The sequence below is a fragment of the Streptomyces sp. NBC_00663 genome (assembly GCF_036226885.1).
Taxonomy (GTDB): Bacteria; Actinomycetota; Actinomycetes; order Streptomycetales; family Streptomycetaceae; genus Streptomyces.
The window spans coordinates 1,877,209-1,902,443 of the sequence record NZ_CP109027.1 but is presented as its reverse complement, the minus strand read 5'-3'; the positions used below and the strand labels follow the sequence as shown (position 1 = coordinate 1,902,443).

The window sequence follows — 25,235 nt, the reverse complement described above, 5'->3', positions numbered from 1 at the left end:
CCGGAGCCGATTGTCAGACCCCGCCCGTAGAGTCGTAGACGTCTGATCCGACACACGGGTGGGGAGGTGGCAGGACGTATGAGTGACACGGTCACGGCGGTGGCCGACGGGGCGACGCAGCCGCTCTCCGCCCGCCTCGCCGCCGTCTTCCTCCCCGCCCCGCTCCCGCGCGAGGGCCGGATGGCCTTCTGGGACCCCGAGGACGGCCCCCTGCCCGACGGTGCCGACGGTCTCACGGACCTCACTGTCGTACGACGACACGGCGCCGGTGTCCGTCGTCGTACGGCCCCCGCGCTCACCGTCCCCCTCGCCGAGGCCCTGCCCCTCCTGGTGCGCGCCCGGCGCGACCCGGCAGCCCATCCCGCCACCGCCTGCTGGGGCGCCGCCGCGCTGCACGCGCTGCGGCTCACCGCGCGGGGCCGGCTGCTGCCCGGCCTGACCGTGACCGGCCATGACGCCTGGCGGGCCGGCCCCCTCGACCCGGACGACATCGCGCACCTGCGCGCCATCGCCGCCGCCCTGCCGTACGAAGGCCATGCCGTCCCACTGCCCGGCCCGGGCCCGCTGCGGCTGCCCGAGCCGGAAGCGCTGATGCGCGCCTTCCTGGACGCCGTCGCGGACACCCTCCCGCGCACCCCGGCCGCCCCCTTCGCCTCCGGCAGGCCCTTCGCCGACCGCCGCCCGCAGTATCTGCCCGGTGCGTACGACTGGGCGGCGGAGGTCGCCGCCGGCATGGACGCGGGCGTACGGATCTCGCTCCGCCTCGACCTGTCGGCCTACGAACTGTTCGACGCCGGCGACGAGGTCCGCAGCGCCGGTGCCGCCATCGTCCAGGTGCACAGCCTCGCCGACCCCACCCTCGTCGCCGACGCGGCGGCCCTGTGGGCGGGCGAGGCCGACGCCGTCTTCGGGCCCCGCGCGCGCGTCGACGCCGCCCTCGCCGTGCGGCGCGCGGCCCGGGTCTGGCCGCCCCTGGACCGGCTCGCCGAGCAGGACGTCCCCGACGTACTGGCCCTGTCCCAGCACGAGTTGGGGGATCTGCTCGGCGTCGCCGCGACCCGGCTCGCGGCGGCCGGGGTCGCCGTGCACTGGCCCCGGGACCTGGCGCACGACCTCAGCGCCGCCGCCGTGGTCCGGCCCGCCCCGGGTTCGGCGACCGACGGGACCGGCTTCTTCGAGAGCGAGGAACTCCTCCAGTTCCGCTGGCAGTTGGCGCTCGGCGGCGACCCGCTCACCGAGGCCGAGATGGACACGCTCGCCGAGGCCCACCGGCCCGTCGTCCGGCTGCGCGACCAGTGGGTGCTGGTCGACCCGGCGCTCGTCCGCAAGGCCCGCAAGCGCGAACTGGGCCTGCTCGACCCGGTCGACGCGCTCTCCGTCGCCCTCACCGGCACTACGGAGGTCGACGGGGAAACGGTCGAGGCGGTGCCGGTCGGCGCGCTCGCCGCGCTGCGCGACCGGCTGACGGCGGGGATCCGGCCCGCGGAGCCTCCGGCGGGCCTGCACGCCACTCTGCGCGACTACCAACTCCGGGGCCTGGCCTGGCTGGACCTCATGACCACGCTCGGCCTCGGCGGCTGCCTCGCCGACGACATGGGCCTCGGCAAGACGATCACGGTGATCGCGCTGCACCTGCGACGCGCCCGCACCGAACCCACCCTCGTGGTCTGCCCGGCCTCGCTCCTCGGCAACTGGCAGCGGGAGATCGCCCGTTTCGCGCCGGGTGTCCCCGTCCGCCGCTTCCACGGCCCCGACCGTACCCTCGACGACCTCGACGGCGGCTTCGTCCTGACCACCTACGGCACCATGCGGTCGACGGCCGCGCGGCTGGCCGAGCAGCACTGGGGCATGGTCGTCGCGGACGAGGCCCAACACGTCAAGAACCCCTACTCTGCGACGGCGAAGGCCCTGCGCACCATCCCGTCGCCCGCGCGCGTGGCCCTCACCGGCACGCCCGTGGAGAACAACCTCTCCGAACTCTGGGCCCTCCTCGACTGGACGACACCAGGGCTCCTCGGCCCGCTCAAATCCTTCCGCGCCCGCCACGCGCGCGCAGTCGAGAACGGCGAGGACGCGGAGGCGGTGGAACGGCTGGCCCGTCTGGTCCGCCCCTTCCTCCTGCGCCGCAAGAAGTCCGACCCCGGCATCGTCCCCGAACTGCCCCCCAAGACGGAGACGGACCACCCGGTCCCGCTCACCCGCGAACAGGCCTCCCTCTACGAGGCGGTGGTACGCGAGTCGCTCCATGTCATCGAGACGGCGAACGGCATCGCCCGCAGGGGACTGGTGCTGAAGCTGCTGGGCGCGCTGAAGCAGATCTGCGACCACCCGGCGCTGTATTTGAAGGAGGAGGCCGGTGGCGCCGAACGGCTGGCACTCCGCTCCGGCAAACTCGCCCTGCTGGACGAGCTGTTGGACACCGTCCTGGCGGAGGACGGCTCGGCGCTCGTCTTCACCCAGTACGTAGGCATGGCCCGTCTGATCACCGCCCACCTCAGCGCCCGCGCGGTCCCGGTGGACCTGCTGCACGGAGGCACACCGGTGCCGGAACGCGAACGCATGGTGGACCGCTTCCAGGCCGGCGCGACACCGGTCCTCGTCCTTTCCCTCAAGGCGGCGGGCACCGGCCTGAACCTCACCCGCGCGGGCCATGTCGTCCACTTCGACCGCTGGTGGAACCCGGCCGTCGAGGAACAGGCCACCGACCGCGCCTACCGCATCGGCCAGACCCAGCCGGTCCAGGTCCACCGCCTCATCACCGAGGGCACGGTGGAGGACCGCATCGCCGAGATGCTCGAAGCGAAGCGGGCTCTCGCCGACGCGATCCTGGGCTCCGGGGAATCGGCCCTGACGGAACTGACGGACCGTGAACTGACCGACCTCGTCTCCCTGCGGAGGACGCCATGACCGCGCGCCCGGCCGACGAGGCCCGCCGCGCCCTGCGGGAGGCGCGCGAGGCTCGACAGCGGAGAGCCGCGGAGGAGGAGACGGCGGAACGCGAGGGCGGCGGCACGGTCCCGCGACGAAGCTCCGGCTCGGCGGCCGGTGGGGCGGGGACGGAGCAGGACGTTCCGGTGCGGGATGCGGTCGGGGGTGGCGAGTCGGCGGAGGGGGAGTCGGCGAGCGCCGGGCGAGCGCCCGAAGAGACAACGGACATCGAGGACACAGCGGAAGCAGGGGCAGGAGCAGGGGTAGGGGTACCGGCAGGGCCTTCGGCTGAGGGTGCGGGGGCGCAGTCGGAGGCTCGGCCTGGCGATGTCGCCCGAGCGGCGCTGCGGCGTGCGATGTCGGAGCGGCGGGGCGGGGGAGCGGGTGGCCATGGCAGCCTGCCGGAGGAGGCCGGTACGGCTGCCGCGGAGGGTGCCGTGGCCGAGGGAGTTGGGGGCCGGGCAGAACACAGGGGCGCCCTGGGTAAGGGAGTTGAGGGCCGGCCAGGGGCGGATGGCGGCCTGGGCAAGGAGCCTGGGGACCGGACAGAAGGCAAGGAAGCCACGGGCCGTCTGAAGACTGCTGACGCCCTGGACAAGGCAGTTGGGGACCCGGCGCATCGACGGGGCACACCCCGCCCAGGCGCCCTGAAGCAGCCGGATCCTGAACGCCCGCTTGACGCGGGCGTGCCGAGACACCAGGAGTCCGGCGGCTCAGCCGACGCAGGAACCGCGGACCAGCCGGGGTCTGAAGGCGCTGCCGGCGCGGGAACGGTCGATCGGTGGGCGTCTCAGGGCGCCTCTGGCATGGGGAGTACCGGGCAGGCGGGTCCTGAGGGTGCTTCCGGCGTGGGAGTGGCGGGCGGGTCCGGGGCCGAGGGTGCTTTCGGCGTGGGAGTGGCGGGCGGGTCCGGGGCCGAGGGTGCTTTCGGCGTGGGAGTGGCGGGCGGGTCCGGGGCCGAGGGTGCTTCCGGCGCAGGAACCGTGGACCAGCCGGCGCCCGAGGACACCGCCGCCGCGGGAGCCGTCGATCGGCGGGAGCCTCAGGGTGCTTCCGGCGTAGGAGCCGCCGATCAGTCGGGGCCCGAGGACACCGCCGCTGCGGGAGCCGTCGACCGGCCGGAGTCTCAGGGTGCTTCCGGCGTAGGAGCCGCCGATCAGTCGGCGCCCGAGGACACCGCCGCTGCGGGGGCCGTCGACCGGCCGGAGTCTCAGGGTGTCTCCGGTGTGACGCGCGCTGGGCAGGTGGAGAGTCAGGCTGCCTCCGGTGGGGGCGCCCTCGGGCAGGCGGAGGCGCAGGGCGTGCCCGCAGGAGGGGGTGCCCAGACCGCGGCGCCCCGCAGCGGGTCCGGCGGGGGAGAGGGCTCCGCAGGTGTGGTGGAGGTGGTTGAGGGCGCCGTCGGCGAGGACAGGCCCGTGCGGCCCGCCGACCGTGCGCGTGAGGCGTTGCGGGCTGCCAGGGCGGAAGCGCGGCGTGCCGGCCGGGCGGAGGGCGTGGGTGACGCTGCTCCGAGCCGGCGGCACCCGTCGCAGCGGGCGACCCCCCTCGCACCCAGCTCCCCGCCCGGCGGGCGAGGTGGCGGCCCGCGCGCGCGTGACCTCCGGACGCTGATCGGCGACGCCTTCCGTATGCCCGACGACGGGGACGATCCGACCGAGCCCGGCGACGCCAACGCCCAGGCGGCCCACGGAGATTCGGCTGGTCCGAGTGTCAACCACGGTGACGCCTCGACGTGGGCACCCGCCCCCACAGCCCCCCCGAACCCGGCCGTGGCACACACCCCCACTCCACTGACGTCCGCCACCCATACTCCGCCCCGCGGCCACAGCGACCCCCGCTCCTCCCTCACCCCCTCCGACTCGTCCGCCCCGACTCCCCGCCACCCCCGCTCCATGGCCGCCCCGGGCAGGGACGGTGAACTTCGCCGTACCTTCGCGGCGTTCGGCCCCCGCGCCTCGGACGGGGAGCACGGCTTCGCCGAGACCTGGTGGGGCAATGCGTGGGTCACGGCGTTGGAGGAGGGGGCGCTGGACGCGAAGCGGCTGGCGCGCGGGCGGGGGTACGCCGAGCAGGGGAACGTCGACGCCATCACCGTGACGCCCGGCCTCGTTCTCGCCTATGTGCAGGGGAGCCGTCCTCGCCCCTACCGCGTCCAGGTGCGGCTGCGGACACTCGACGACGCGGAGTGGGGATGGTTCCTGGACGCCGCCGCCGAGCGCCCGGGCCACATCGCCGCGCTGCTCGACAAGGAGATGCCGCATTCGCTCGCCGAGGGCGGGGTGCGGCTGCTCCCCGGGCCCGGTGAGCTCGACCCGCATTGCAGCTGCCCGGACCGCGGTCACCCCTGCAAGCACGCCGCCGCCCTCTGCTACCAGACCGCCCGCCTCCTCGACGCCGACCCCTTCGTACTGCTCCTGCTGCGCGGCCGGGGCGAGCGCGAGCTGCTCGACACCCTCTCCCGGCTGAGCGCCGCCCGCGCGGCCCGCGCCGCCCAGGAGAAGGGACCGGCGCCGCTGTCCGGCGTACGCGCCACCGAAGCCCTCGCGCCCCGCCGACTCCCGCAGCTCCCGGCCCCGTTGCCCGTGCCTCCGCACCCCGAGCAGCCTCCGGTCTACCCGGCGGCCCCGGGTGGCCCCGACCCCTTCGCGCTGGACCAGCTGGCGACCGACGCCGCCGCCCGCGCCCACGCCCTGCTCGGCACCGGCCGTGACCCCGTCGCGGAACTGACCCTGTGGCAGGACGCGGTACGGCTCGCCGCGGCCCGCCCCGGCTCCGGACTCACCGCCACCACCCGCTCGCTGTACGCCTCGCTCGCCTCCGCCGCCGACCGCACCCCCTCCGACCTGGCCCGAGCGGTCGCCGCCTGGCGGCAGGGCGGGTACGAGGGACTCGCCGTACTGGAGGAACCCTGGGACCCGCCGGCCGGCCGCTTCGACCGGGCCCGCCCGCTCCTCCTCGCCGCCGACCTCCCGGCCTTCCGCCCCTGGCGCAACCACCTCACCCACCCCCGCGGCCATGTCCAACTCCGCCTCGGCCGCGACGGGTTGTGGTACGCGTACGAGTCCGATCCCGGCGCCGACGACTGGTGGCCCCGCGGCACGCCCGACCTCGACCCGGTCGGAGCACTGACGGGTCTGGGCGCCTCGGCGGAGAGTTGACCTCTTTTCCGCACCATCACGCCACAAACCATGTGACGGCAGCAGGCACTTCAGCCACTACACTGCCGCGATGTCGCCGCGCGACACAGCGAACTGACAGCGGAACACCTCGGGGGAGCAGAGATGGCAACGGGCGGATGGGGCCCCGGCACGGGCCCGGGACAAGCAGGACACCCCGGCGGCAACCCGAACGGCGGCCAGGGCTGGGGCCCACCGCCCGGCCCGCCGACGAACAACCCCTACGGGCTCCCGCCCCAGGGCGGCCCCTACGGACCACCGGCGCCGCCTCACCCGTACCCGCCGCAGAACCCGTACCCCTACGTGCCCCCCGCCCCGACGCCCGGCCGAGTGCCGCGCCGTCGCAGCCGGCTGTGGTTCCTCTCCCTGCCCTACCTCACCGCCGCCGTCATCCGCTCCGCGCACCGCGTCGCCACCCGGCTCTTCGTGGCGGAAGGCGACGGCCGGATCGAGGACCGCACCGTGGACCGCGTCCAGGTGGTCCGCACGATCATCGGCGTCGTCGCCACCGTCGTCCTGTTCCTCGTCTACGGCACGGAGAAGGACGGCTGGCAGGACGCGGCGGCCGGTGGCGTCGCCAACGCGATCATCGCCCCGGTCCTGCTGATCGTCGGCGGTCCGCTGGTCATCCTCGGCTTCATCTACTACGCGCCCCCGCACCTGCGGCCACATCTGCGCTCCCGGCTCCGCGCCCCGCTGAAGGCGGTCGGCTGGTACATGCTGACCGTGGCCGTTCTCGGCGGAGTCCTCTTCGGAGTCGCCCAGCTGGCCAAGACCGACCTGCACGGCTGGCAGGGGTTCGCGGTCGGGCTCGTGGGCCTGGCCGCGCTCGCCTGGGGCCTGCCGTTCTTCTTCCTGGCGTCGCTCTACTCCGCGCGCAGCGCCTTCAACACCGCCCACGTCCATCCGATGCTGCCGCCCGTGGTGACGATGGCCCTGGTGTGGGTGCTCGCGCTCTTCAACGTGATCGACAGCGGGATGCCGGAGCAGGGCCCGCCCGCCGTTCAGCTCTGCTCCCTGCTGGGCGGCCCGCTCTCGGTGACCGCCGTCGCCCTGTGGGAACTGCGCCGCATGCGGACCCGCTTCGGCGTGACCGTCCGCGGCCAGGCCCCCGCCCCGGTGCCCAGTCTCCAGTAGAGCGAGCTGCGGGCGCCTGCGCGAGCGGCGGACCCGCCGCACGAAGGTACTTTCCGGTGCGAAATACTCTCCCGATGAGGTCACGCACTTCCCCGATCAGCCAGCCGGTCACGATACGGAGGGCGGTCGCGCGGGATGCCAAACGGCTCACGCGGCTCGTGCGTGGCTCAGGCGCCTATGAGGGCAGGTACGCATCCGCAGTCGCGGGCTACCGGGTCGGTCCTGATTACATCGAGGCCCACCGCGTCTTTGTGGCCGTCGGCGCCGACGAGCAGGGAGGCCGGGTCCTCGGGTTCTACTCGCTCGTCCTTGCTCCGCCGGAGCTCGACCTGCTGTTCGTCGCCGACGATGTGCAAGGGCGGGGTATTGGACGGCTGCTTGTGGCGCACATGCAGTCCGAGGCCCGTGCTGCCGGGATCGATCGTCTCAAGGTCGTGTCGCACGTTCCCGCCGAGGACTTCTACCACCGCGTCGGTGCGGTGCGGACCGGGACCGCGTTCGCGAACCCGCCCGCCGTGCCGTGGGACCGTCCCGAATTCGAGTTTCGCATTACTTCGGGATGACGCTGCGTGCCGGTTGGCGGGGCACCGGCTTCGCCGCATGGTGGCCGGCTTGCAGGAGCCGCTGTGCGCCGCGCACTCCGTGCGTGCCGTCTCCTCTGTCGACCCGCCCACCGATGCCAGGGACTATGTGTACCGGGCGGGCCGCACCGCCCGCGCCGGTGGGTCCGGCAGCGTGGTCACGCTCGTACTGGCGGGCCGGGGCCGGCCTCGAGCCGACCGTCACCAAGGTGTGCTCGGGCGAGGCGGAGCCGAACCGGATCACCGCCGCCAAGGCTCGCTCCGGGATCCCGCTCGACGGCGGGCCCGGCGTCCCCGACCCAAGAACACCAACGCTCCCTGAGGCCCCGCCCGCAACGCGTGCACGGACCCGACCTGCCCCGAGTGGACGCTGTCCGATCTGGTGCACCATCTGGGCGGGGTGCACCGCCGCCATGTCACCCGGTCCTCCCGCGGCTTCAGCCGCGAGGTCGCCCTCCGCACCGACTCCCTCGCGGACCTGCCGGCCGACCACGGCGAGGCGATCCGCCTCGTCGAGCCCGGCGGCTTCGCCATCGTCCGGTCCGGGCGGGCCCGACCTCGATGTTCGCGGGACCGCGACCGGAACGGCGACCGTGCTGCCGGGCCGTGGCTCAGGCGTCGATGATGACGGGGATGACGAGGGGCCGGCGGCGGTGGGTGCGGAAGGCCCAGTTCGCCACGGCGCGGGCGAGGAGTTGTTCGAGTTGGCGCGCGTCCCCGACGCCTTCCTCGGCTGCGGTGGCCAGGGTCTTCTCGATGACGGGGATGACCGGTTCGAAGGTGGCGTCGTCGTGGACGAAGCCCCGGGCCAGGAAGTCGGGGGCCTCGGTGAGGGCGCCGGTGTCCGCGTCGACGATCGCCACCACCGTGACCACGCCTTCGGCGGCAAGGGTGAGGCGGTCCTTGAGGGACGCTTCGGTGGCGCCGCCGACTTCCATGCCGTCCACGTAGACGTTGCCGGCGGGGACCTTGCCGGTGATGGACGCGCGTCCGTCGACCAGGTCGACGACGACGCCGTCTTCGGCGATGACGACGCGTTCGGGGTCGACGCCGGTGCGGATGGCGAGGTCGGCGTTGGCCCGCAGGTGGCGCCATTCGCCGTGCACGGGCATGACATTGCGGGGTTTGACGATGTTGTAGCAGTAGACGAGTTCGCCGGCGCTGGCGTGCCCGGAGACGTGCACCTTGGCGTTGCCCTTGTGGACCACGTGGGCGCCCCACCGGGTGAGTCCGTTGATCACCCGGTAGATGGCGTTCTCGTTGCCGGGGATGAGGGAGCTGGCGAGCAGGACGGTGTCGCCCTTGCCGATGCGGATCAGGTGGTCGCGGTTGGCCATCCGTGACAGTGCGGCCATCGGTTCGCCCTGGGAGCCGGTGCAGACCAGGGTGATCTTGTGGTCCGGGAGCTTTTCCAGCTCCTTCGTGTTCACGACCAGACCGGAGGGGACCTTCAGATAGCCCAGGTCGCGGGCGATGCCCATGTTGCGGACCATCGACCGGCCGACGAAGGCGACCTTGCGGCCGTGCTGGTGGGCGGCGTCCAGGACCTGCTGGATGCGGTGCACGTGGCTGGCGAAGCTGGAGACGATGACCCGGCGCGGCGCGGTGCGCATCACCTGCTCGATCGCCGGGTTCAGCTCTCGCTCCGAGGTGGTGAAGCCGGGTACTTCGGCGTTGGTGGAGTCGGTGAGGAACAGGTCCACGCCCTCCTCGCCGAGGCGCGCGAAGGCGCGCAGGTCGGTGATGCGGTCGTCGAGAGGGAACTGGTCCATCTTGAAGTCGCCGGTGTGCAGCACCATCCCGGCCCGGGTGCGGATCGCGACCGCGAGGCTGTCGGGGATGGAGTGGTTGACCGCCACGAACTCGCAGTCGAAGGGCCCGAAGCCACGCCGGTCGCCCTCCCGCACGCGCACCGTGCGCGGCCGGATGCCGTGTTCCTTGAGCTTGGCCTCCAGGAACGCCAGCGTCAGCTTGGAGCCGACGACGGGAATGTCGGACCGCTCGCGCAGCAGGTACGGCACGCCGCCGATGTGGTCTTCGTGGCCGTGGGTGAGTACGACGGCCACGATGTCGTCCAGCCGGTCCCGGATCGAGGTGAAGTCCGGCAGGATCACGTCCACGCCGGGCTGGGTCTCCTCGGGGAACAGCACGCCGCAGTCGACGATGAGCAGCTTGCCCGCGTGCTCGAAGACGGTCATGTTGCGGCCGATCTCACCCAGGCCGCCCAGGGCGATGACCCGCAGCCCTCCTTCGGGAAGGGGCGGGGCGGCTTTCAGCTCGGGATGCGGATGACTCATGCCCTGACGGTACCCGGAGAGCGGGACGGGGTGATCCATTGCCTGTGCGATCTCCCTTTCCCGGCGGAGCGGGGCACCCGCAGCGGGTGCCCCGGCACGATCGGATCACGTCCGCGACCGGGGGACAGCGGCCCTGCCACGAGGCGACACGAGGCGAGGCGCAGCTGCGTTTCCATGGCGCAGTGGCTCTTTCCCGGCCGTCGCGCGGCGTGCCGATCGACCACCCTTCCTGAGACGTTGAGCGCCGAGTGAATCAATATCTGTTCCCGCGGGATCAGTTTTTGGTCGGCCGTGCAGCGGGAGTTTTTGTCGCGAAGAGCAGAGCGGTATTATCCAACGTGCACGGACCGTTCCGGCGTGCTACTGTTCATCTCAGTTGCAGTTGTGGTTCCCAAAACTCCAAGTGCCCCCGCCAGGCTTCTGCCGGTCGGGAGCACTTTTGTATTTCCGGTCATTTCCGGGCGGGGTAATCATCGCGGCGACACGGCGTCCGCGCAGTGCGGACGCCGACGCACTGCCCCAAAGGAGATATGACATGGCTGCTGGTACCGTGAAGTGGTTCAACGCGGAAAAGGGCTTCGGCTTCATCGAGCAGGACGGTGGCGGCGCTGACGTGTTCGCCCACTACTCGAACATCGCCGCGCAGGGCTTCCGTGAGCTGCTCGAGGGCCAGAAGGTCACCTTCGACATCGCGCAGGGCCAGAAGGGCCCGACGGCCGAGAACATCGTTCCGGCCTGACGCTCACGCGCAATCCGTAGCTGGGGCCCGCATCCCTCGGGGTGCGGGCCCCAGCTGCACGCGTATCCCGCAGCGGCTTTCGCCCGCGGGGCGACCCGGAGGAATCCGCAGTACCGTCACAAGCGGTTCCTCCCTCAGGGCGCAGACGCATTCTGAAGCGTTGCATCGCAGCTGGCGCCCGGATCTCAAGGTCCCCATCGCGTCACTCATTTCAGCATCTGTGCCCGATGTTTCCTCCAGCCAGATCTGCTTTCTATTTCCACCGGTCCATACCTGTAATTCTCCATGCCGTTCATTCAGCGGGAATTCCTTGATATGTGCCACATCGAGGAAGGTTCCGCATGAACCGCACGTACACGAACGACCGCCCCGCCCGCTCCCGCGACCGCCGTGCCGACGCCGGAAAGGGCGGCAGTCGCTTCAGCTCACCGGCACCGCGCCGTTCGGGCGCTCCTGTCCGTTCCGGCGGTTACGGCCGCCGGCCCGCCGCGGCGCAGGGCGAGTTCGCGCTGCCCAGGACGATCACCCCCGCGCTGCCCGCCGTCGAGGCGTTCGCCGAGCTCGGCATGCCCGAACAGCTCCTGGCCGAACTCGGCAGGCAGGGTGTGACCGTACCGTTCCCCATCCAGGGAGCGACGCTGCCGAACTCCCTGGCGGGCCGTGACGTACTGGGCCGCGGGCGCACCGGTTCCGGCAAGACCCTCGCCTTCGGCCTCGCCCTGCTCGCCCGCACCGCTGGACGGCGTGCCGAGCCCCGCCAGCCGCTCGGGTTGATTCTCGTACCGACGCGTGAGCTGGCGCAGCAGGTGACCGACGCGCTCGCACCGTACGCCCGCTCCGTCAGGCTGCGGCTGGCCACGGTGGTCGGTGGGATGTCGATCGGCCGGCAGGCCGGCGCACTGCGCGGCGGGGCCGAGGTCGTCGTCGCGACGCCCGGACGGCTCAAGGACCTCATCGACCGCGGCGAGTGCAGGCTGAACCACGTGGGCATCACCGTGCTGGACGAGGCCGACCAGATGGCTGACATGGGTTTCATGCCGCAGGTCACCTCGCTGCTCGACCAGGTGCAGCCGGAGGGGCAGCGCATGCTCTTCTCCGCCACCTTGGACCGTAACGTCGACCTGCTGGTGCGCCGCTATCTGACCGACCCCGTCGTGCATTCGGTCGACCCGTCGGCCGGTGCGGTCACAACGATGGAGCACCACGTCCTGCACGTCCACGGCGCCGACAAGCACGCCGCCACGACCGAGATCGCTGCCCGCGACGGCCGCGTGATCATGTTCCTGGACACCAAGCACGCCGTCGACCGGCTGACCCAGGACCTGCTCAACTGCGGGGTACGCGCCGCGGCGCTGCACGGCGGCAAGTCGCAGCCGCAACGCACTCGCACACTGGCGCAGTTCAAGACGGGGCACGTCACCGTGCTGGTGGCAACCAACGTCGCGGCGCGCGGCATCCACGTCGACAACCTCGACCTGGTCGTCAACGTCGATCCGCCGACCGACCACAAGGACTACCTCCACCGCGGCGGCCGTACCGCCCGCGCCGGCGAGTCCGGCAGGGTCGTCACCCTCGTCACACCGAACCAGCGCCGAGGCATGGTCCGCCTCATGGCGGACGCCGGAATCCGGCCGACGACCACCCAGATCCGCTCGGGCGACGAGGCCCTGAGGCAGATCACCGGCGCCCAGACCCCGTCCGGCACCCCGGTCGTCATCACCGCCCCGGTGGCCGAACGCCCCAAGCGCAGCGCCTCCTCCCGAGGCCGGCGCCGCCCCTCCTCAGCCACCCGGTGTACCCCCGTACGCCAGTCCGTCCTCGGCGCGGTGGCCTAGGACCTTCGTGACCGTGAAACCGGCCCATCTCTCCAGGAGACACCTTTTGACGCTGGTTCAGACACAGCCCCGCCCGGCGGACGCCGACCCGATGGACATGACGGCGGAGGAGGTCATGGACGCGGCCGGACCGCAGGTCTGTGACGACATGAGCGTCGAGGTGGCGCTGGCCGTCATGGCCGCCGCACGCACGGGCCGACTGGTCGTCTGCGACCAGGACGACCAGCGCATCGGCCTGGTGACCCGAACCGACCTCACCGCCGTCCGCGACAGCGGCGTTCACACGGACCGCGTCCGTCTGCGCGACATCCTCGGCGACCACGCACCGTTCGCCTTCCCCGTGACCACGAGGGGCGAAGCCGAGCGCGCGATGCGCTCCCGACGGCTCGGTGCCCTGCGGCTCGCAGGCGGGCAAGGCAGCACCCCGGGCATCCTCGCCCTCTCCCGCTGAACCGCCTCACCCCTGGTCGGACCGTTCTTCCCTTCTCCCTGTGAGGCCACATGCGCTGCGTCATCGCCCGCTTCCCCTTCGAGCTCACCAAGGGCGGAGTGCTGGAATCGATGAAGGGCATCAAGCCCGAACCGGTCACCGGAGAATCGGTGATCATCGGCCGCCGCCACTACCCCGTCAAGCAGGTCGGCCAAGTCGTCACCCGCCAGGACCGCCGCGACTTCAGCGCCGCCGAAGTCCTCCGGGCCATGACTCAGCTCGGCTTCACCTGCCGCGTCCTGCCGAAGACAGCGCCCCTGGACATTCTCAGCCCGATGCAGCACGCCTCCGCGATGCTCGGCACGCCCGTCACGGTCTGACCCGGTAGACAGGCACAAGCCGACATCTGACCAGCAGTGTGGGCCCGACCGGTACGCCGGTCGGGCCCACACTGCGTGCGGCGGGTTCCCCTCGCCGTCGCTCAGTGGTCGGAATAGCTGAAGTCGCCCACGGTCCAGGCGCTGACGTCCTCGATGGCAACCCGGTACATCCCGCCCGTCTCCGGGATCCCCATAGCGCCCTGCAAGATCCGGGCGACATGGAAGTGCAGATGGGTAGGCGGCCCGTTCGTCGCGGGGGTGTTGAAGACAGCGGCGAACTCGCCCACGTGGGCGGAATCCGTCAGTACCTCCGAGACCCTCTGTCGCCACACTGCTTCCGGAGCCAGCCGACCGGTGATGACAGCACCACCGGTGACCACGGTCAGGGACATCTGATTGCTTTGGCCGGACTCCACCAGAGCGGTGAGGTCTACCAGCAGTTCGTCAGGCTTCGACACGACGCAGATTATATTCACCGACCGGCCCGAGGCCCGGCGGGTGACCGTAGTGGTCTGGGCGAGGCGGTTGACCATGGTCCGGCCGAAGCCCCCGGTCTCTGGGCCGTCCCCGCCCTGCCCGTGCCTGCCCAACGCCGGTGCCCGCCGACGGTAGCCGCGGAGCGGTCGGCGACGTCACGCTGTCGAGGCGAATTACTTCGCCTTCGAGCGCGCGAAAATCTATAGTGGCCAGAGTAGACATTGGCCTTCGGTGTAGTTAAGGTTTCTCTCGTAGTCGAGATCGAGCGAGACCTGGCAGACATGAACTGCCGGTCAGTGGTACAGCAGTTGCAGTTCGCAGGACGGTGCGGTGGTGGAGTTCCGAAGCCAGAGCGGTTGCAGGACGGCGACGGGACTGACGACCGGACCGGGTGGCCCGCAGTGATCAGGGGCCGCCATGAGCAGAAGAGTGGCGCTGTTCGAGGCCACCAGCAGTTCGAGTGAGTAGTTGATCAAGAGGGAGAACGGAGGGGCCGAGCGCCATCAGGATCGCCCGGGTGGAAGTCTTGGACCCGGGTACCGCAGGACATCGATAGTGAGGTGGTCTCCGGTCAAGCAACCGCGATCCCCGCGTCCCCGACAGCGTCTCGGTCGGGTCCGCGGACACACAGGGCCGGTGCAGTATCAGGGCCGGCAGATGGTGTAGTAGTTCCTTCGGGGCCCTGGTGCCAGTACGGTGCCAGGGCCCCTCCGCGCGTTCCGCAGAGAGGTGCAATGACAGCAGACGACACGTTCGGCCGTCTCGACGACGACGATTACCCCGCCTACACCATGGGCCGGGCCGCCGAGATGCTCGGCACCACACAGGGCTTCCTCCGCGCCATCGGCGAGGCCCGCCTCATCACCCCCCTCCGCTCCGCGGGCGGCCACCGCCGCTACTCCCGCTACCAGTTGCGCATCGCCGCCCGGGCTCGCGAACTCGTCGACCGGGGCACCCCCATCGAGGCCGCCTGCCGGATTGTCATCCTCGAAGACCAGCTCGCGGAAGCCCAGCGCATCAACGCCGAATACCGGCGCGCCGCCGAATCAGCGAAGCCGACGGCAGCGGCTTGAGACGAGCGTCCCGTCAGCCTCGACGGGCACCGCACGCACGGCCCCGGTGTGCGGCGTGATCTTTTCCTCTGGTGACGCGGTGTGTGGGCGTGAGGCGTCTGTGCAGCGGTGGCCCGGATGTCTTCGCGCACTACTCCGCGATCAACTCCGCGAGCTCCGGGAGGGCCGGACCGTGACGTTCGACGTCACCCAGGGCCGGTCAGGCGCCCGTCCAGGCGTCGACGAAAGCCTGCCGTCCGGCCGGATCGTCCCATCTGCGGTCTGCGTGCAGAACGCGCCAGGCGGTGAGTTCGAGATCTCGGAGCCACAACTCTCCGATGACCTGTGTCTTGAGGTCAGGCAAATGGTCGGACTCGGCGAGGACTTGACCGATCACCTCCCCGGCCGCGACGCGCTGGGGAGGGGTCATCTCATCGAAGGCCGAGAGGATCTGTCGGGCCAGGGCGCTTCCCTCTCCTTCCAGAGCACGCAGCACCAGGGCCTTGATGTTGACGGGGAGCAGGTACGCGGTGCCCGAAGACCTCCACAGGTCCGACCAGAAGCGTTCGCCTGCCTCGGTGGGGGCGGGCAGCGAGGCCAGCAGCCCGAGGAGATGGCCGGTGGCCGCATAGCCATCGGAGTGGGCAGCCGCGACGACTGCGATGCCGGCGACTCCCTCCACATCGAGATGGCCGGCTTCGAGACGCCAAGCCAGAGCCAGCTGATGTTCCAACTGGTGGGCCAGGGCAGCGGATACGTGGGGGCGGACCTCAGGAAGCATCGGCGATCCTTGCGGGTAGGCGAGCGGAGATGCCCGTTCGGAAGCCCTGATCGTTCCCATGACCAGCCGTTCTACTCGGTTTCGGCAGGCCCAATTGGCGGTAGCGTGCAGGAGTTCGCGTGGTGGCGAACCAGCCCCGCCCGGAGACGCCCGGGCCAGGACGAGAAACTGTGGCCCGCGACGCCGCTGAAGTCGAATACGGTCACGTCGTCGCAGCGCGTGAAGGGCGCCGTGAAGACAAGGGGTGCCGGCATGCGCCGTGTACGCGGTCACCGCCTGGCTGCTGTTCGCGACGAGCGCCATCTACCACCGCGGAACCTGGGGGCCGTTGGGCGAGGCGAGATGCTCCTTGAGCATGCGCGCGGCGTCCCCGCCAAGGTCATCGCGCTGCCCCGGCCGTCCCCGCTCTCCGGCGTCCGATGGGCCGGCCCGCCGTCCCGTCGGGCCCGCAAACGGTCACGGTGACTCCTTGCCGCTCGCTGGTGCTCAGGGTTCCCCTCCGGGCGCGCCGGTCACACGCGCCCAGCCCGCGCCGGGCACTCGGCCAAGCACCCCGTCCCTAAGGACGCGGCCCGGGAGGTCTTCCACCTGGTAAGACAGCTACAGCCAGCGCCCCGCTCATAGGGGCTGTCGTGAGATGTGAGAGCGTGCAGGACGTGAGTGAGAGTGCGACGAACACCCTGCAATATCGCTTTGACGGGCCAGAACAGGCGCCCGTGCTGATCCTGGGACCGTCCCTAGGCACGACCTGGCACATGTGGGACCGGCAGGTGCCCGAGCTGGCCAAGCAGTGGCGCATCTTCCGGTTCGACCTGCCGGGCCACGGCGGCGCACCCGCCTACCCCGCGGGCTCGGTCGGCGACATCACCGCCCGGCTGCTCGCCACCCTCGACGGCCTCGGTGTGCAGCGCTTCGGCTACGCGGGCTGTGCGCTCGGCGGCGCGATCGGCATGGAGCTGGCGCTGCGTCACCCGGAGCGGATCGCGTCCCTCGCGCTGATCGCGACGTCGCCCCGGTTCGGGACGCCGGACGAGTTCCGGCAGCGGGGCGTGATCGTGCGGACCAACGGGCTCGACCCCATCGCCCGGTCGTCCCCCGACCGCTGGTTCACCGGCGGGTTCGCCGCCGCGCAGCCCGCGATCACCGACTGGGCCGTGCAGATGGTCCGCACCACCGACCCCGGCTGCTACATCGCGGCCTGCGAGGCCCTGGCCGCGTTCGATGTACGGGCCGACCTCGGCCGTGTCGGGGCGCCGACCCTCGTCCTCGTCGGCTCCGACGACCAGGTCACCGGCCCCGCGGAGGCCCGCACGCTGGTCGCCGGGATCCCGGACGCGCGCCTGGCCGTCGTACCGGGCGCCTCGCACCTCGTACCGGTGGAACAGCCCGCCGCCGTCACCGACCTCCTGGTCCGGCACTTCTCCACCGCCTGGCAGCCCGCCTACGACTCGACGACCGGCCAGACGGCGATCCCCGCGGCCCCCGTGAAGCCGGTCCTGGCCGCCGCGGGGCCGCCGCCGCAGGTCGTGCCGATCGCCGAGATCGCCCCGGCCGCTCCGGCACCCCTGGTCACGGGCGGCCGGCCCGACCCGTACGACGCCGGGCTCAAGGTGCGCCGCGAGGTGCTCGGCGACGCGCACGTGAACCGGGCGCTGGCGCAGGCCGACGACTTCTCCGGCGACTTCCAGGAGTTCATCACCCGCTACGCCTGGGGCGAGATCTGGGACCGCCCCGGCCTCGACCGCCGCTCCCGCAGCTGTGTCACCCTCACCGCGCTGGTCGCGGGCGGCCACCTGGAGGAGCTCGGCTTCCATGTCCGGGCCGCCCTGCGCAACGGCCTCACCCCGGCCGAGATCAGGGAGGTGCTGCTCCAGGCGGCCGTCTACTGCGGTGTACCGGCGGCGAACAGCGCCTTCAAGGTGGCCCAGCAGGTCATCCGCGAGGAGACGACGCCGGAGGAGTGAGCGTGTCAGCCGGGCAGTGGAAGCACCAGGCTGAGCCGCCCCGGCCGCCCTTCCAGGGGGCAGGATGGTGCCATGACCATGAAGCTCACGAAGAAGTCGCACGCCTGCGTCCGCCTGGAGAAGGACGGGCGCACGCTCGTCCTCGACCCGGGCATGTTCAGCGAGGAGGACGCCGCGCTCGGCGCGGAGGCGATCCTCGTCACGCACGAGCACCCCGACCACTTCAGCGAGGAGCGGCTGCGCGCGGCCATGGAGGCCGACCCGGCGACCGAGATCTGGACCCTGGGGTCCGTCGCCGAGAAGATCTCCGCCGCCTTCCCGGGCCGCGTGCACACCGTCGGTCAGGGTGACACGTTCACCGCCGCGGGCTTCGACGTCCAGGTCCACGGCGAGCTGCACGCCGTGATCCACCCGGACATCCCGCGCATCACCAACGTCGGCTACCTGATCGACGGCGGCCGTGTCTTCCACCCGGGCGACGCCCTGACCGTCCCCGACCAGGCGGTGGAGACGCTGATGCTGCCGGTCATGGCGCCCTGGAGCAAGATCTCCGAGGTGATCGACTACGTCCGTGAGCTCAAGCCGCAACGGGCGTACGACATCCATGACGCCCTGCTCACCGACCTCGCCCGCCCGATCTACGACAACCAGATCGGTGCGCTCGGCGGCGCGGAGCACCTGCGCCTGGCGCCCGGGGAGAGCGCGTCTCTGTGAGTGTCAGTGGGGCCCGGTAGGTTGTCAGGCATGCGCATCGCGACCTGGAACGTGAACTCGATCACCGCCCGCCTGCCGAGGCTCCTGGCCTGGCTGGAGAGCAGCGGCACGGACGTGCTCTGCCTCCAGGAGGCCAAGCTGGCCGAGGAGCAGTTCCCGTTCGACCAGCTGCGCGAGGCGGGCTACGAGGCGGCGGTCCACGCGACCGGCAGGTGGAACGGCGTGGCGGTGATCTCCCGCGTCGGTCTGGAGGACGTCGTCAAGGGCCTGCCCGGCGACCCCGGTTACGACGGCGCCCCCGAACCCCGCGCGATCTCCGCGACCTGCGGCGGCGTCCGCGTCTGGTCGGTGTACGTGCCGAACGGCCGCGAGGTGGACCACCCGCACTACGCCTACAAGCTCCAGTGGTTCGAGGCCCTCAAGGCGGCCGTCGCCGGTGACGCGGCGGGCAGCAGGCCGTTCGCGATCCTGGGCGACTACAACGTGGCGCCGACGGACGACGACGTCTACGACGTGGCCGCCTTCGAGGGCCTCACCCATGTCACCCCGGCCGAGCGCGCGGCCCTCGCCGCCCTCCGCGAGGCCGGCCTGTCGGACGTGGTCCCGCGGCCCCTGAAGTACGACCATCCCTTCACGTACTGGGACTACCGCCAGCTCTGCTTCCCCAAGAACCGTGGCATGCGCATCGACCTGGTGTACGGCAACGAGCCGTTCGCCAAGGCCGTCACCGACGCCTACGTGGACCGCGAGGAGCGCAAGGGCAAGGGCGCCTCGGACCACGCGCCGGTGGTCGTGGACCTGGACGTCCCGTAGGTCACAGCAGCTTCAGGTCCACCGCCCCCGCGAGGGCGGCCAGCCCCGCGTCCCCCGGATGCAGATGGTCCCCGCTGTCGTAGGCGGCCAGCATCCGCGCCGGGTGGACCGGGTCGCGTACGACCTCGTCGAAATCAAGCACGCCGTCGAACGCGCGGGCGTCCCGGATCCAGGCGTTGACCCGGACCCGCTCGGCGTCGACGGCGGCCGTGCAGCGCGCCTCGCCCTCGCAGGGCAGGATCGTCGCCGCCAGCATCCGCAGCCCCCGCTCATGCCCCCGGCCGGCGATCTCGCGCAGCCCGGCGATCACCTCGCCGGCGGTGGCGCCCCACCGCACGTCGTTGACGCCCTGGAAGACGACCGCCGTACGGGCCGAGGTCTGGGCGAGGACGTCCCGGTCGAAGCGGTGCAGGGCGCTCACCCCGCCGGTGTCGGTGGAGACGCCCTCGCCGGGATAGCGGTCGGTGACCACGCGGTTGGCGGAGATGCCCTGGTTGAGCACGCCGTAGTGCGGGACCTCGTCCTGGGCGAGCAGTCGGTCGGCGAGCACGTCCGGCCAGCGCCGGTCGGCGTCGGCCGTGGACTTCTCGCCGTCGGTGATCGAGTCCCCGAGCAGCACCACCGATCCGGGTCCGCCGCCGACGTCCACCCCGGTCAGCAGCGGCCAGTTGGTCAGAACGGCGGTGTACGCCGTCGCCGGGACGTCCGACGTGTGGTCGCCCGCCTCGCTGACGTACGACCGCTGCCGCGCGAGCCGGTGCACCGGCGCCGCCGTCACCGTTCCCGGCAGATGGAAGCTCACCAGCAGACTGCTGTCCGCCGGCACGTCGAAGTCGAGCGGATCGCTGAACACCTGCGCCCCGGCGGCCACCTCGACCCCCGTTGCACCCCGGAAGGCCACCGCCACCGGCACGTCGCGCGCCGCCGCGCCCGCCGCCTGGACCGCCACCGTGACGCTCCCGATCCGCACCGGCGCCGCCGCGAAGGTGTTGTCGAACCGCAGCCGCACCCGGGGCCCGCCCACCGAGGTGTGCACGACGAGCCGCAGCGTCCGGTCGCTCCACGGCCCCACCTGCGGATACCCGGCCGTCGCGGCGGCCCAACTCCCCGTCCAGCCAGGCGTGGTGGCCCGCACGGACACCGCGAACACATGCAGGCCCGGCGAGTTGGGCAGTCGCACCGACGCGACCCGGCGACCGCGCACCAGCGGCACGGTCACGACGTACAGCCGTGCCTTCTCGGCGAGTTGACCGTCCGGCGAGTTCAGGTGCGGCAGCGCCACGGCCTCGGTGGCGAGCGGCCCGGTCCGCCAGTCGGGGGCGGTCAGACGGTACGAGGAGGCCGTGCCGTCCGTGTACGACACCGTCCCCGCGCCTGTGACCTCGGTGCCCTCCGTGGCCGTGGTCAGGAAGGCGAGCGCGTCCCCGTGGCCGGTCACGCGCACCGACTGCCCGGCGGCCCGTACGTTGTCCGGCTCGCCCGGCTCGCGGCGGGGCCACGTCAGCCGTGCCCCCTGCACGGTCAGGGTGCGGCCCGGTGTCCAGCCCGCCGCCGTGAGGTCCCGCGCCGACAGGGAGGCGCCCGCGCCGTCGAAGTCCGCCTCACCGGGGCGGGCGTCGTCACTGACCGCCGTGTTGTCGAAGAGCCGTTCCAGCGGCAGGGGTTCCGTGGCTCTCCGGACCGGCGCGGCCTCTACGGGAGCGGCCGGCGTCAGCGCCGTGGACAGGGCGAGCGCGAGCACGGACATGCGGACACCTCGGCGCACCTGGTTCCCCCGTTCACGACCGGTCAGGACGAGACGTGTGACGCACGGTGAAGTTAAGGAGGTCCGGGTGACCCGTCAACGCGCCATGCGCGAACTCGGCGTGAACTCGCCCGGAATCGACTGCCCGCGCGCCTGTGGTGCGTACGAGGGTGCGAATGACACGCTGGGCATATGAAGATCCCTTTTCTGGGCAACCGGCGCAAGGAACCCGGGGCGCACGACGCCGAGGGCATCGCGGGACTCCTCGCCGAGTGCGAGCTGCTGCGCCGCCAGGCGGCCCGGTCCGGAGTCCAACTCGACGACAGTGCCGACTCGTTGGAGGCCCTCGATCAGCTGGTGCCGCGCTGGCGGGACGACGCCGAGGTGCTGGAGTGGCTCGGCAACGACGCCGGGCTGTATCTCGGGACGGTGATCGTGCGGACCGTACCGGGCGCCGTGTGGGGGATCCGCGCCGACGGTCAGCCCGTGATCCGCCTCGCCTCCGGCCGGGAGTTCGACGTCGTCGCCGACGGTCATGAGTGGGCGGCGAGCGGAGTGCCCGAACTCTCCCAGCTGTACGCCGAGGTGGCGGAGGCGTAGGGCATGCGGCGGGCACATAAACGGGGCGTAAATACGGCTAATGCCCGAAAAGTGCGTGTCGTGCACTCGCGCCCGCCTCGCCTGGATAGTTTTCGGCAATCGCGACACAGCTGAGAGTGGGTAGGGCTGGGCATGGCCGTCGATCCGTTGATCGAGCTGCGTGACGTCAACAAGTACTACGGGGAGCTGCATGTCCTACAGGACATCAACCTCACCGTCGGCAAGGGGGAGGTGGTCGTGGTCATCGGCCCGTCGGGGTCGGGGAAGTCGACACTGTGCAGGACGATCAACCGGCTGGAGACCATCCACTCCGGCGAGATCCAGCTGGAGGGACAGCCGCTGCCGGAGGAGGGCAAGGCCCTGGCCAAGCTCCGCGCCGAGGTCGGCATGGTCTTCCAGTCCTTCAACCTCTTCGCCCACAAGACGGTCCTGCAGAACATCTCGCTGGCCCAGGTCAAGGTCCGCAGACGGAAGAAGGACGAGGCCGACAAGCGCTCGCGCCAACTCCTGGACCGTGTGGGCCTCGCCGACCAGGCGGACAAGTACCCGGCGCAGCTCTCCGGCGGCCAGCAGCAGCGCGTGGCCATCGCCCGCGCCCTCGCCATGGAACCGAAGGCCCTGCTCTTCGACGAGCCGACCTCGGCCCTCGACCCGGAGATGATCAACGAGGTCCTGGAGGTCATGCGGCAACTCGCCCACGACGGCATGACCATGGTCGTGGTCACCCATGAGATGGGCTTCGCCCGCGCCTCCGCCAACCGCGTCGTCTTCATGTCCGACGGCCGCATCATCGAGGACCGTGCCCCCGACGCCTTCTTCACCCACCCCGAGAGCGACCGCGCCAAGGACTTCCTCTCCAAGATCCTCAAGCACTGACCAGGGGAGTGCCGCGCCTCGCACCTCGACTACGATATGCCGTTCATCGCTGATGACGGCGGTCTCGCTGCCAGCCGGGGGCGGTCCCCCCGGTCCCCCCACGGCCCCGAGACCGTAGGGGGTGGCAGCTCACCAGAGCCATACCCGCCCGGCGCGTAGGCCGGAGATCACTGCTCGCGCAGCGGGATCGACACGTACGACGGGTCGGTCGCCGGCGAGGAGAAGGTCAGCTGCGCGCCGGACGGGTTGTGCTCGATGTAGAGCGGGTCGACCGTGTCGACGACCAGCGCCAGACGGTGACCCGCCGGGACGTCGTAGGCCGTGGAGTACAGCTCCAGGTCGAGGCCGAACGGCGTGCCGGGCGTCCGCCCGTGGAAGGTGTACGGCGCGTGGGAGACCAGCTTGCCGAGGCCGAGCGGCCCCACGTCGTAGAGGTAGGCGACGAGGGTGCCGCTCTCCTTCGTCGGGGTGACCGTCGTGTGCAACTCGGCCGTGCCGCGCACCTGTTGGGCCGTCGTGTACTTCTCCGACTGCCACACGGCCGCCCAGCGCCGGGGGAGCAGGGGGATCGAGGCGACCGGGGGGAGCTGGGCGACCTGGTCGAGGATGCTGGAGAGGAAGACGACTCCGCCGTCGGCCCCGGAGTCGACGTTCGTGTGGATCGTGGTCGTGCCGGACAGGGCGAGCTTCCTCGTCGTCGCGCCGACCGACTTCCAGTCGGGGTATCCCTCGTAGCCGCCGGTGGAACGGGTCTTGAGCTGGACCGGCAGCTCTTTGTCGATGCCGTTCGCCGAGCCCTTGAGGTAGCGGTCGAACCAGCGCTCGGTGTCGGTCCACACGTCGTTGGGCAGCCCGAACAGGCCCGTCAGCTCGGCGGTCGCGTGGTCGCCGGGGCGGAACTCCAGTCTCTTGGGGCCGGTCAGCTGCTCGTAGAAGTCCGCGTACTGGTTGGGCGGGAAGACCGAGTCGCCCCAGGCGTTGGCCATCATGACCGCCGCGCCGTTCTTGTTCAGCTGATCCACATATGTGGCGGCCGAACGTTTCTTCCCCCAGTTGAGCATGTCCTGTTCCTTGGACAGGTTGGAGGCGTAGAAGTTGTCGAAGATCTCCCGGAGTTCGGCGCTCTGCCGGCCCGTGACGACACTCGCGCCGTCCAGCAGCCCGGCCGCCTGGACGTGTTGGGTGCGGCCCGAGTAGATCGAGTCGATCAGATCGGCCCAGCCGCTGAGCGCGGCGACCGCCTTGACGCGCTTGTCGTGCGCGGCGGCGAGCAGGCTGATGCCGGCGCCGTAGGAGACGCCGCCCATGCCGATGTGCGCCGCGTCGGAGGGGGTGTTGGCGAGCGCCCAGTCGATGACCTTCGAGGCGTCGGCTATGTCGGGCGGGCCCGCCACTTCTATCTGTCCGCCCGACTGCCAGAAGCCGCGCACGTTGTAACTGACCACGATGTAGCCGGAGTTCGCGAGTTTCTGCGCCTGGGCGAGATACTCGACCTGGGGCAGGCCCCAGCTCGTGGGGAACACGATCAGCGGATAGCGCCGCGAACCGTCCGCGTCGGCCGGCGTGATGACGTTCGCCTTGAGGACGGTGCCGCCGTCACCGGCGATGTCGACGAACCGTACGCCGCCGGTCGAGGCCTGGGCGGCCGGGGCGAACCCGAGGGCGCTACCGGCGATCAGTGTCGCGGAGACGGCGCCCACGGCGGTCGTGCGCAGGGCCTTGCGATGGTGTCCCACGGGTCACTCCTCACTCGTGTCAGTGCAAAGTGACCAGACGGTAACCTCGGCCGTTTACCCGAGGTAACCCGTCGGTAAGTTACGTGGCAGTAACGATTGTTGGCATGTGAATGAATTCAGGAGGCGCGGTGCGAGTTGCGGGGAGCCGGAGGGGTCGGCAGCGGCGCCTGTGCCGCCCGGGTCACGTCCGCGACCAGCTCGGCGACATCGGGGCCGTACGCCTGTGAGTTGACCACCTTCAGCAGCAGCACGAACGAGTTGTTCCCGTGCCTGCGGGCCAGACGCTCGTGGTTGCGGGCCAGATAGCGGGTGGCGGCCTGGTTGGTGATGGCGGTCTGGCCGCAGAACAGGAACACCGGCCGGCTCTGGCCCGGCTGCCCGGCCGTGAGCCGGGCCAGCAGCACATGTTCGCTCTGCCCCTTCTCCATCCGGTAGCGCTCGCTGCCGATCTGGAAGGCCAGCCGGTCGGGCCCCGGCTCCGGATCGAGGTTGACCCGGACCCCGGGCAGCATGGCGTGCATATGGGCCGCCATGCGGCGGTTGGACCCGGGCCCGCCCACGCAGAACTCCGTCCGCTCCCCGAATCCCTGGCGCGCCGCGTCCTGGGTGATCACATCGGCGTGCGCGCCGCAGTCCTTGATGAGCGCGGAGAGTTCGAGGAGCGCGAAGACGTCGTAGCGGTGCACCGCGAGGTCGGGGCTGGCCGCGTCCCGGTTGACGACGAGCACCGACTCCGAGTTGTCGGGCAGCCCGAAGAAGGCCTGCTTGCGCCGGAGTCTGCGCTTCCACAGATAGGTGCGGGCCAGCCAGCCGAGCGTGGCACTGATGCCGGCGGCCAGCACGCCCAGGACGATGTTGCGCACGTCGTCATTCATGGGCGCGCATGCTAGCGGGCCCGGATGGCTGGTACGTACCCGTGTTCGATGTGTGGCGATCTCATGTCAGCTGCCCTGAATGGGGCTGTCGAGCCCCCGG

General features: G+C 71.4%; 23 protein-coding genes and 2 pseudogenes. 17 read left to right on the top strand and 8 right to left on the bottom strand.

Going from position 1 to position 25,235, the window contains the following annotated elements; translation table 11 throughout:
- Positions 1–78: 78 nt before the first annotated feature.
- The gene (locus OG866_RS08640; RefSeq protein ID WP_329333012.1) at positions 79–2,907 is read left to right on the top strand and encodes a DEAD/DEAH box helicase; all 2,829 of its coding nucleotides are present in this window, start codon (positions 79–81) and stop codon (positions 2,905–2,907) included.
- A 734-nt stretch (positions 2,908–3,641) separates the two neighbouring features.
- Here OG866_RS08640 and OG866_RS45225 read toward each other — a convergent pair.
- Positions 3,642–4,451: a hypothetical protein gene (locus OG866_RS45225; protein WP_443063686.1), complete on the bottom strand. Its 810-nt coding sequence runs from the start codon at positions 4,449–4,451 to the stop codon at positions 3,642–3,644.
- On the opposite strand from OG866_RS45225, the gene OG866_RS08635 reads away from it, so the two are divergent.
- The 5 genes and pseudogenes from OG866_RS08635 (at position 4,344) to OG866_RS08620 (ending at position 8,447) form a co-directional block, all read left to right on the top strand.
- The gene (locus OG866_RS08635) at positions 4,344–6,086 is read left to right on the top strand and encodes an SWIM zinc finger family protein (RefSeq protein WP_443063505.1); all 1,743 of its coding nucleotides are present in this window, start codon (positions 4,344–4,346) and stop codon (positions 6,084–6,086) included. The genes OG866_RS45225 and OG866_RS08635 overlap by 108 nt on opposite strands.
- A gap of 123 nt (positions 6,087–6,209) precedes the next feature.
- The gene (locus OG866_RS08630; protein WP_329333010.1) at positions 6,210–7,241 is read left to right on the top strand and encodes a hypothetical protein; all 1,032 of its coding nucleotides are present in this window, start codon (positions 6,210–6,212) and stop codon (positions 7,239–7,241) included.
- 74 nt (positions 7,242–7,315) lie between these two features.
- Positions 7,316–7,804, top strand: a complete 489-nt coding sequence (locus tag OG866_RS08625; protein ID WP_329333009.1) for a GNAT family N-acetyltransferase — start codon at positions 7,316–7,318, stop codon at positions 7,802–7,804.
- Positions 7,805–7,892: 88 nt separating this feature from the next.
- Positions 7,893–8,141, top strand: a pseudogene (locus tag OG866_RS45220) (DEAD/DEAH box helicase); the annotation flags it as partial.
- Positions 8,142–8,204: 63 nt separating this feature from the next.
- On the top strand, positions 8,205–8,447 hold the full coding sequence (locus OG866_RS08620) for a hypothetical protein (protein ID WP_329333007.1): 243 nt from the start codon (positions 8,205–8,207) through the stop codon (positions 8,445–8,447).
- Here the strand turns inward: OG866_RS08620 and OG866_RS08615 are convergent.
- Entirely contained in the window at positions 8,434–10,119 is a 1,686-nt protein-coding gene (locus OG866_RS08615; RefSeq protein ID WP_329333005.1) for a ribonuclease J, read from the bottom strand. The genes OG866_RS08620 and OG866_RS08615 overlap by 14 nt on opposite strands.
- 535 nt (positions 10,120–10,654) lie before the next feature.
- Between OG866_RS08615 and OG866_RS08610 the strand changes: the two genes are divergently transcribed.
- From OG866_RS08610 to OG866_RS08595, 4 genes are all read left to right on the top strand, one after another.
- Positions 10,655–10,858 (top strand): cold-shock protein, encoded by a 204-nt coding sequence (locus OG866_RS08610; RefSeq protein WP_023586116.1) that lies wholly within the window; start codon positions 10,655–10,657, stop codon positions 10,856–10,858.
- Between the two features lie 341 nt (positions 10,859–11,199).
- The gene (locus tag OG866_RS08605; RefSeq protein ID WP_329333003.1) at positions 11,200–12,693 is read left to right on the top strand and encodes a DEAD/DEAH box helicase; all 1,494 of its coding nucleotides are present in this window, start codon (positions 11,200–11,202) and stop codon (positions 12,691–12,693) included.
- Between the two features lie 46 nt (positions 12,694–12,739).
- Positions 12,740–13,144: a CBS domain-containing protein gene (locus tag OG866_RS08600; RefSeq protein ID WP_329333001.1), complete on the top strand. Its 405-nt coding sequence runs from the start codon at positions 12,740–12,742 to the stop codon at positions 13,142–13,144.
- 50 nt (positions 13,145–13,194) lie between these two features.
- Positions 13,195–13,503, top strand: coding sequence for an SCO5918 family protein (locus OG866_RS08595; RefSeq protein WP_329332999.1), 309 nt, complete (start codon positions 13,195–13,197; stop codon positions 13,501–13,503).
- Positions 13,504–13,604: 101 nt separating this feature from the next.
- Here OG866_RS08595 and OG866_RS08590 read toward each other — a convergent pair whose 3' ends face one another.
- Both OG866_RS08590 and OG866_RS08585 read right to left on the bottom strand, forming a co-directional pair.
- Positions 13,605–13,961 (bottom strand): hypothetical protein, encoded by a 357-nt coding sequence (locus tag OG866_RS08590; protein ID WP_329332998.1) that lies wholly within the window; start codon positions 13,959–13,961, stop codon positions 13,605–13,607.
- 312 nt (positions 13,962–14,273) lie between these two features.
- Entirely contained in the window at positions 14,274–14,456 is a 183-nt protein-coding gene (locus tag OG866_RS08585) for a hypothetical protein (protein WP_329332997.1), read from the bottom strand.
- 258 nt (positions 14,457–14,714) lie between these two features.
- Here OG866_RS08585 and OG866_RS08580 point away from each other — a divergent pair, with 258 nt between their 5' ends.
- Entirely contained in the window at positions 14,715–15,053 is a 339-nt protein-coding gene (locus tag OG866_RS08580) for a MerR family transcriptional regulator (protein ID WP_329332995.1), read from the top strand.
- Positions 15,054–15,252: 199 nt separating this feature from the next.
- Here the strand turns inward: OG866_RS08580 and OG866_RS08575 are convergent, their stop codons facing one another.
- Positions 15,253–15,813 (bottom strand): hypothetical protein, encoded by a 561-nt coding sequence (locus OG866_RS08575; RefSeq protein ID WP_329332994.1) that lies wholly within the window; start codon positions 15,811–15,813, stop codon positions 15,253–15,255.
- A gap of 238 nt (positions 15,814–16,051) precedes the next feature.
- Here OG866_RS08575 and OG866_RS08570 point away from each other — a divergent pair.
- From OG866_RS08570 to OG866_RS08555, 4 genes and pseudogenes are all read left to right on the top strand, one after another.
- Positions 16,052–16,153: pseudogene (locus OG866_RS08570) on the top strand (PAQR family membrane homeostasis protein TrhA); the annotation flags it as partial.
- A 316-nt stretch (positions 16,154–16,469) separates the two neighbouring features.
- Positions 16,470–17,777 carry a bifunctional 3-oxoadipate enol-lactonase/4-carboxymuconolactone decarboxylase PcaDC gene (gene pcaDC, locus OG866_RS08565; protein ID WP_329332993.1) on the top strand — a complete coding sequence of 436 codons (1,308 nt, stop codon included), beginning with the start codon at positions 16,470–16,472 and terminating at the stop codon, positions 17,775–17,777.
- Between the two features lie 78 nt (positions 17,778–17,855).
- A complete protein-coding gene (locus OG866_RS08560; protein WP_329343996.1) occupies positions 17,856–18,491 on the top strand; it encodes an MBL fold metallo-hydrolase in 636 nt (211 codons plus the stop codon).
- 30 nt (positions 18,492–18,521) lie between these two features.
- Entirely contained in the window at positions 18,522–19,304 is a 783-nt protein-coding gene (locus tag OG866_RS08555; protein WP_329332992.1) for an exodeoxyribonuclease III, read from the top strand.
- Position 19,305: 1 nt separating this feature from the next.
- Here OG866_RS08555 and OG866_RS08550 read toward each other — a convergent pair whose 3' ends face one another.
- Positions 19,306–21,051 carry an SGNH/GDSL hydrolase family protein gene (locus OG866_RS08550; protein ID WP_329332991.1) on the bottom strand — a complete coding sequence of 582 codons (1,746 nt, stop codon included), beginning with the start codon at positions 21,049–21,051 and terminating at the stop codon, positions 19,306–19,308.
- 189 nt (positions 21,052–21,240) lie between these two features.
- Between OG866_RS08550 and OG866_RS08545 the strand changes: the two genes are divergently transcribed.
- Together OG866_RS08545 and OG866_RS08540 are read left to right on the top strand one after the other, a co-directional pair.
- Complete coding sequence (locus tag OG866_RS08545) at positions 21,241–21,648, top strand: DUF6278 family protein (RefSeq protein WP_329332989.1); 408 nt, start codon at positions 21,241–21,243, stop codon at positions 21,646–21,648.
- 132 nt (positions 21,649–21,780) lie between these two features.
- Positions 21,781–22,524, top strand: coding sequence for an amino acid ABC transporter ATP-binding protein (locus OG866_RS08540; protein WP_329332987.1), 744 nt, complete (start codon positions 21,781–21,783; stop codon positions 22,522–22,524).
- A 167-nt stretch (positions 22,525–22,691) separates the two neighbouring features.
- On the opposite strand, the gene OG866_RS08535 is transcribed toward OG866_RS08540, so the two are convergent.
- Both OG866_RS08535 and OG866_RS08530 read right to left on the bottom strand, forming a co-directional pair.
- Positions 22,692–24,260: an alpha/beta fold hydrolase gene (locus OG866_RS08535; RefSeq protein ID WP_329332986.1), complete on the bottom strand. Its 1,569-nt coding sequence runs from the start codon at positions 24,258–24,260 to the stop codon at positions 22,692–22,694.
- A gap of 116 nt (positions 24,261–24,376) precedes the next feature.
- Positions 24,377–25,135, bottom strand: a complete 759-nt coding sequence (locus OG866_RS08530) for a hypothetical protein (protein ID WP_329332984.1) — start codon at positions 25,133–25,135, stop codon at positions 24,377–24,379.
- Between the last annotated feature and the right edge of the window lie 100 nt (positions 25,136–25,235).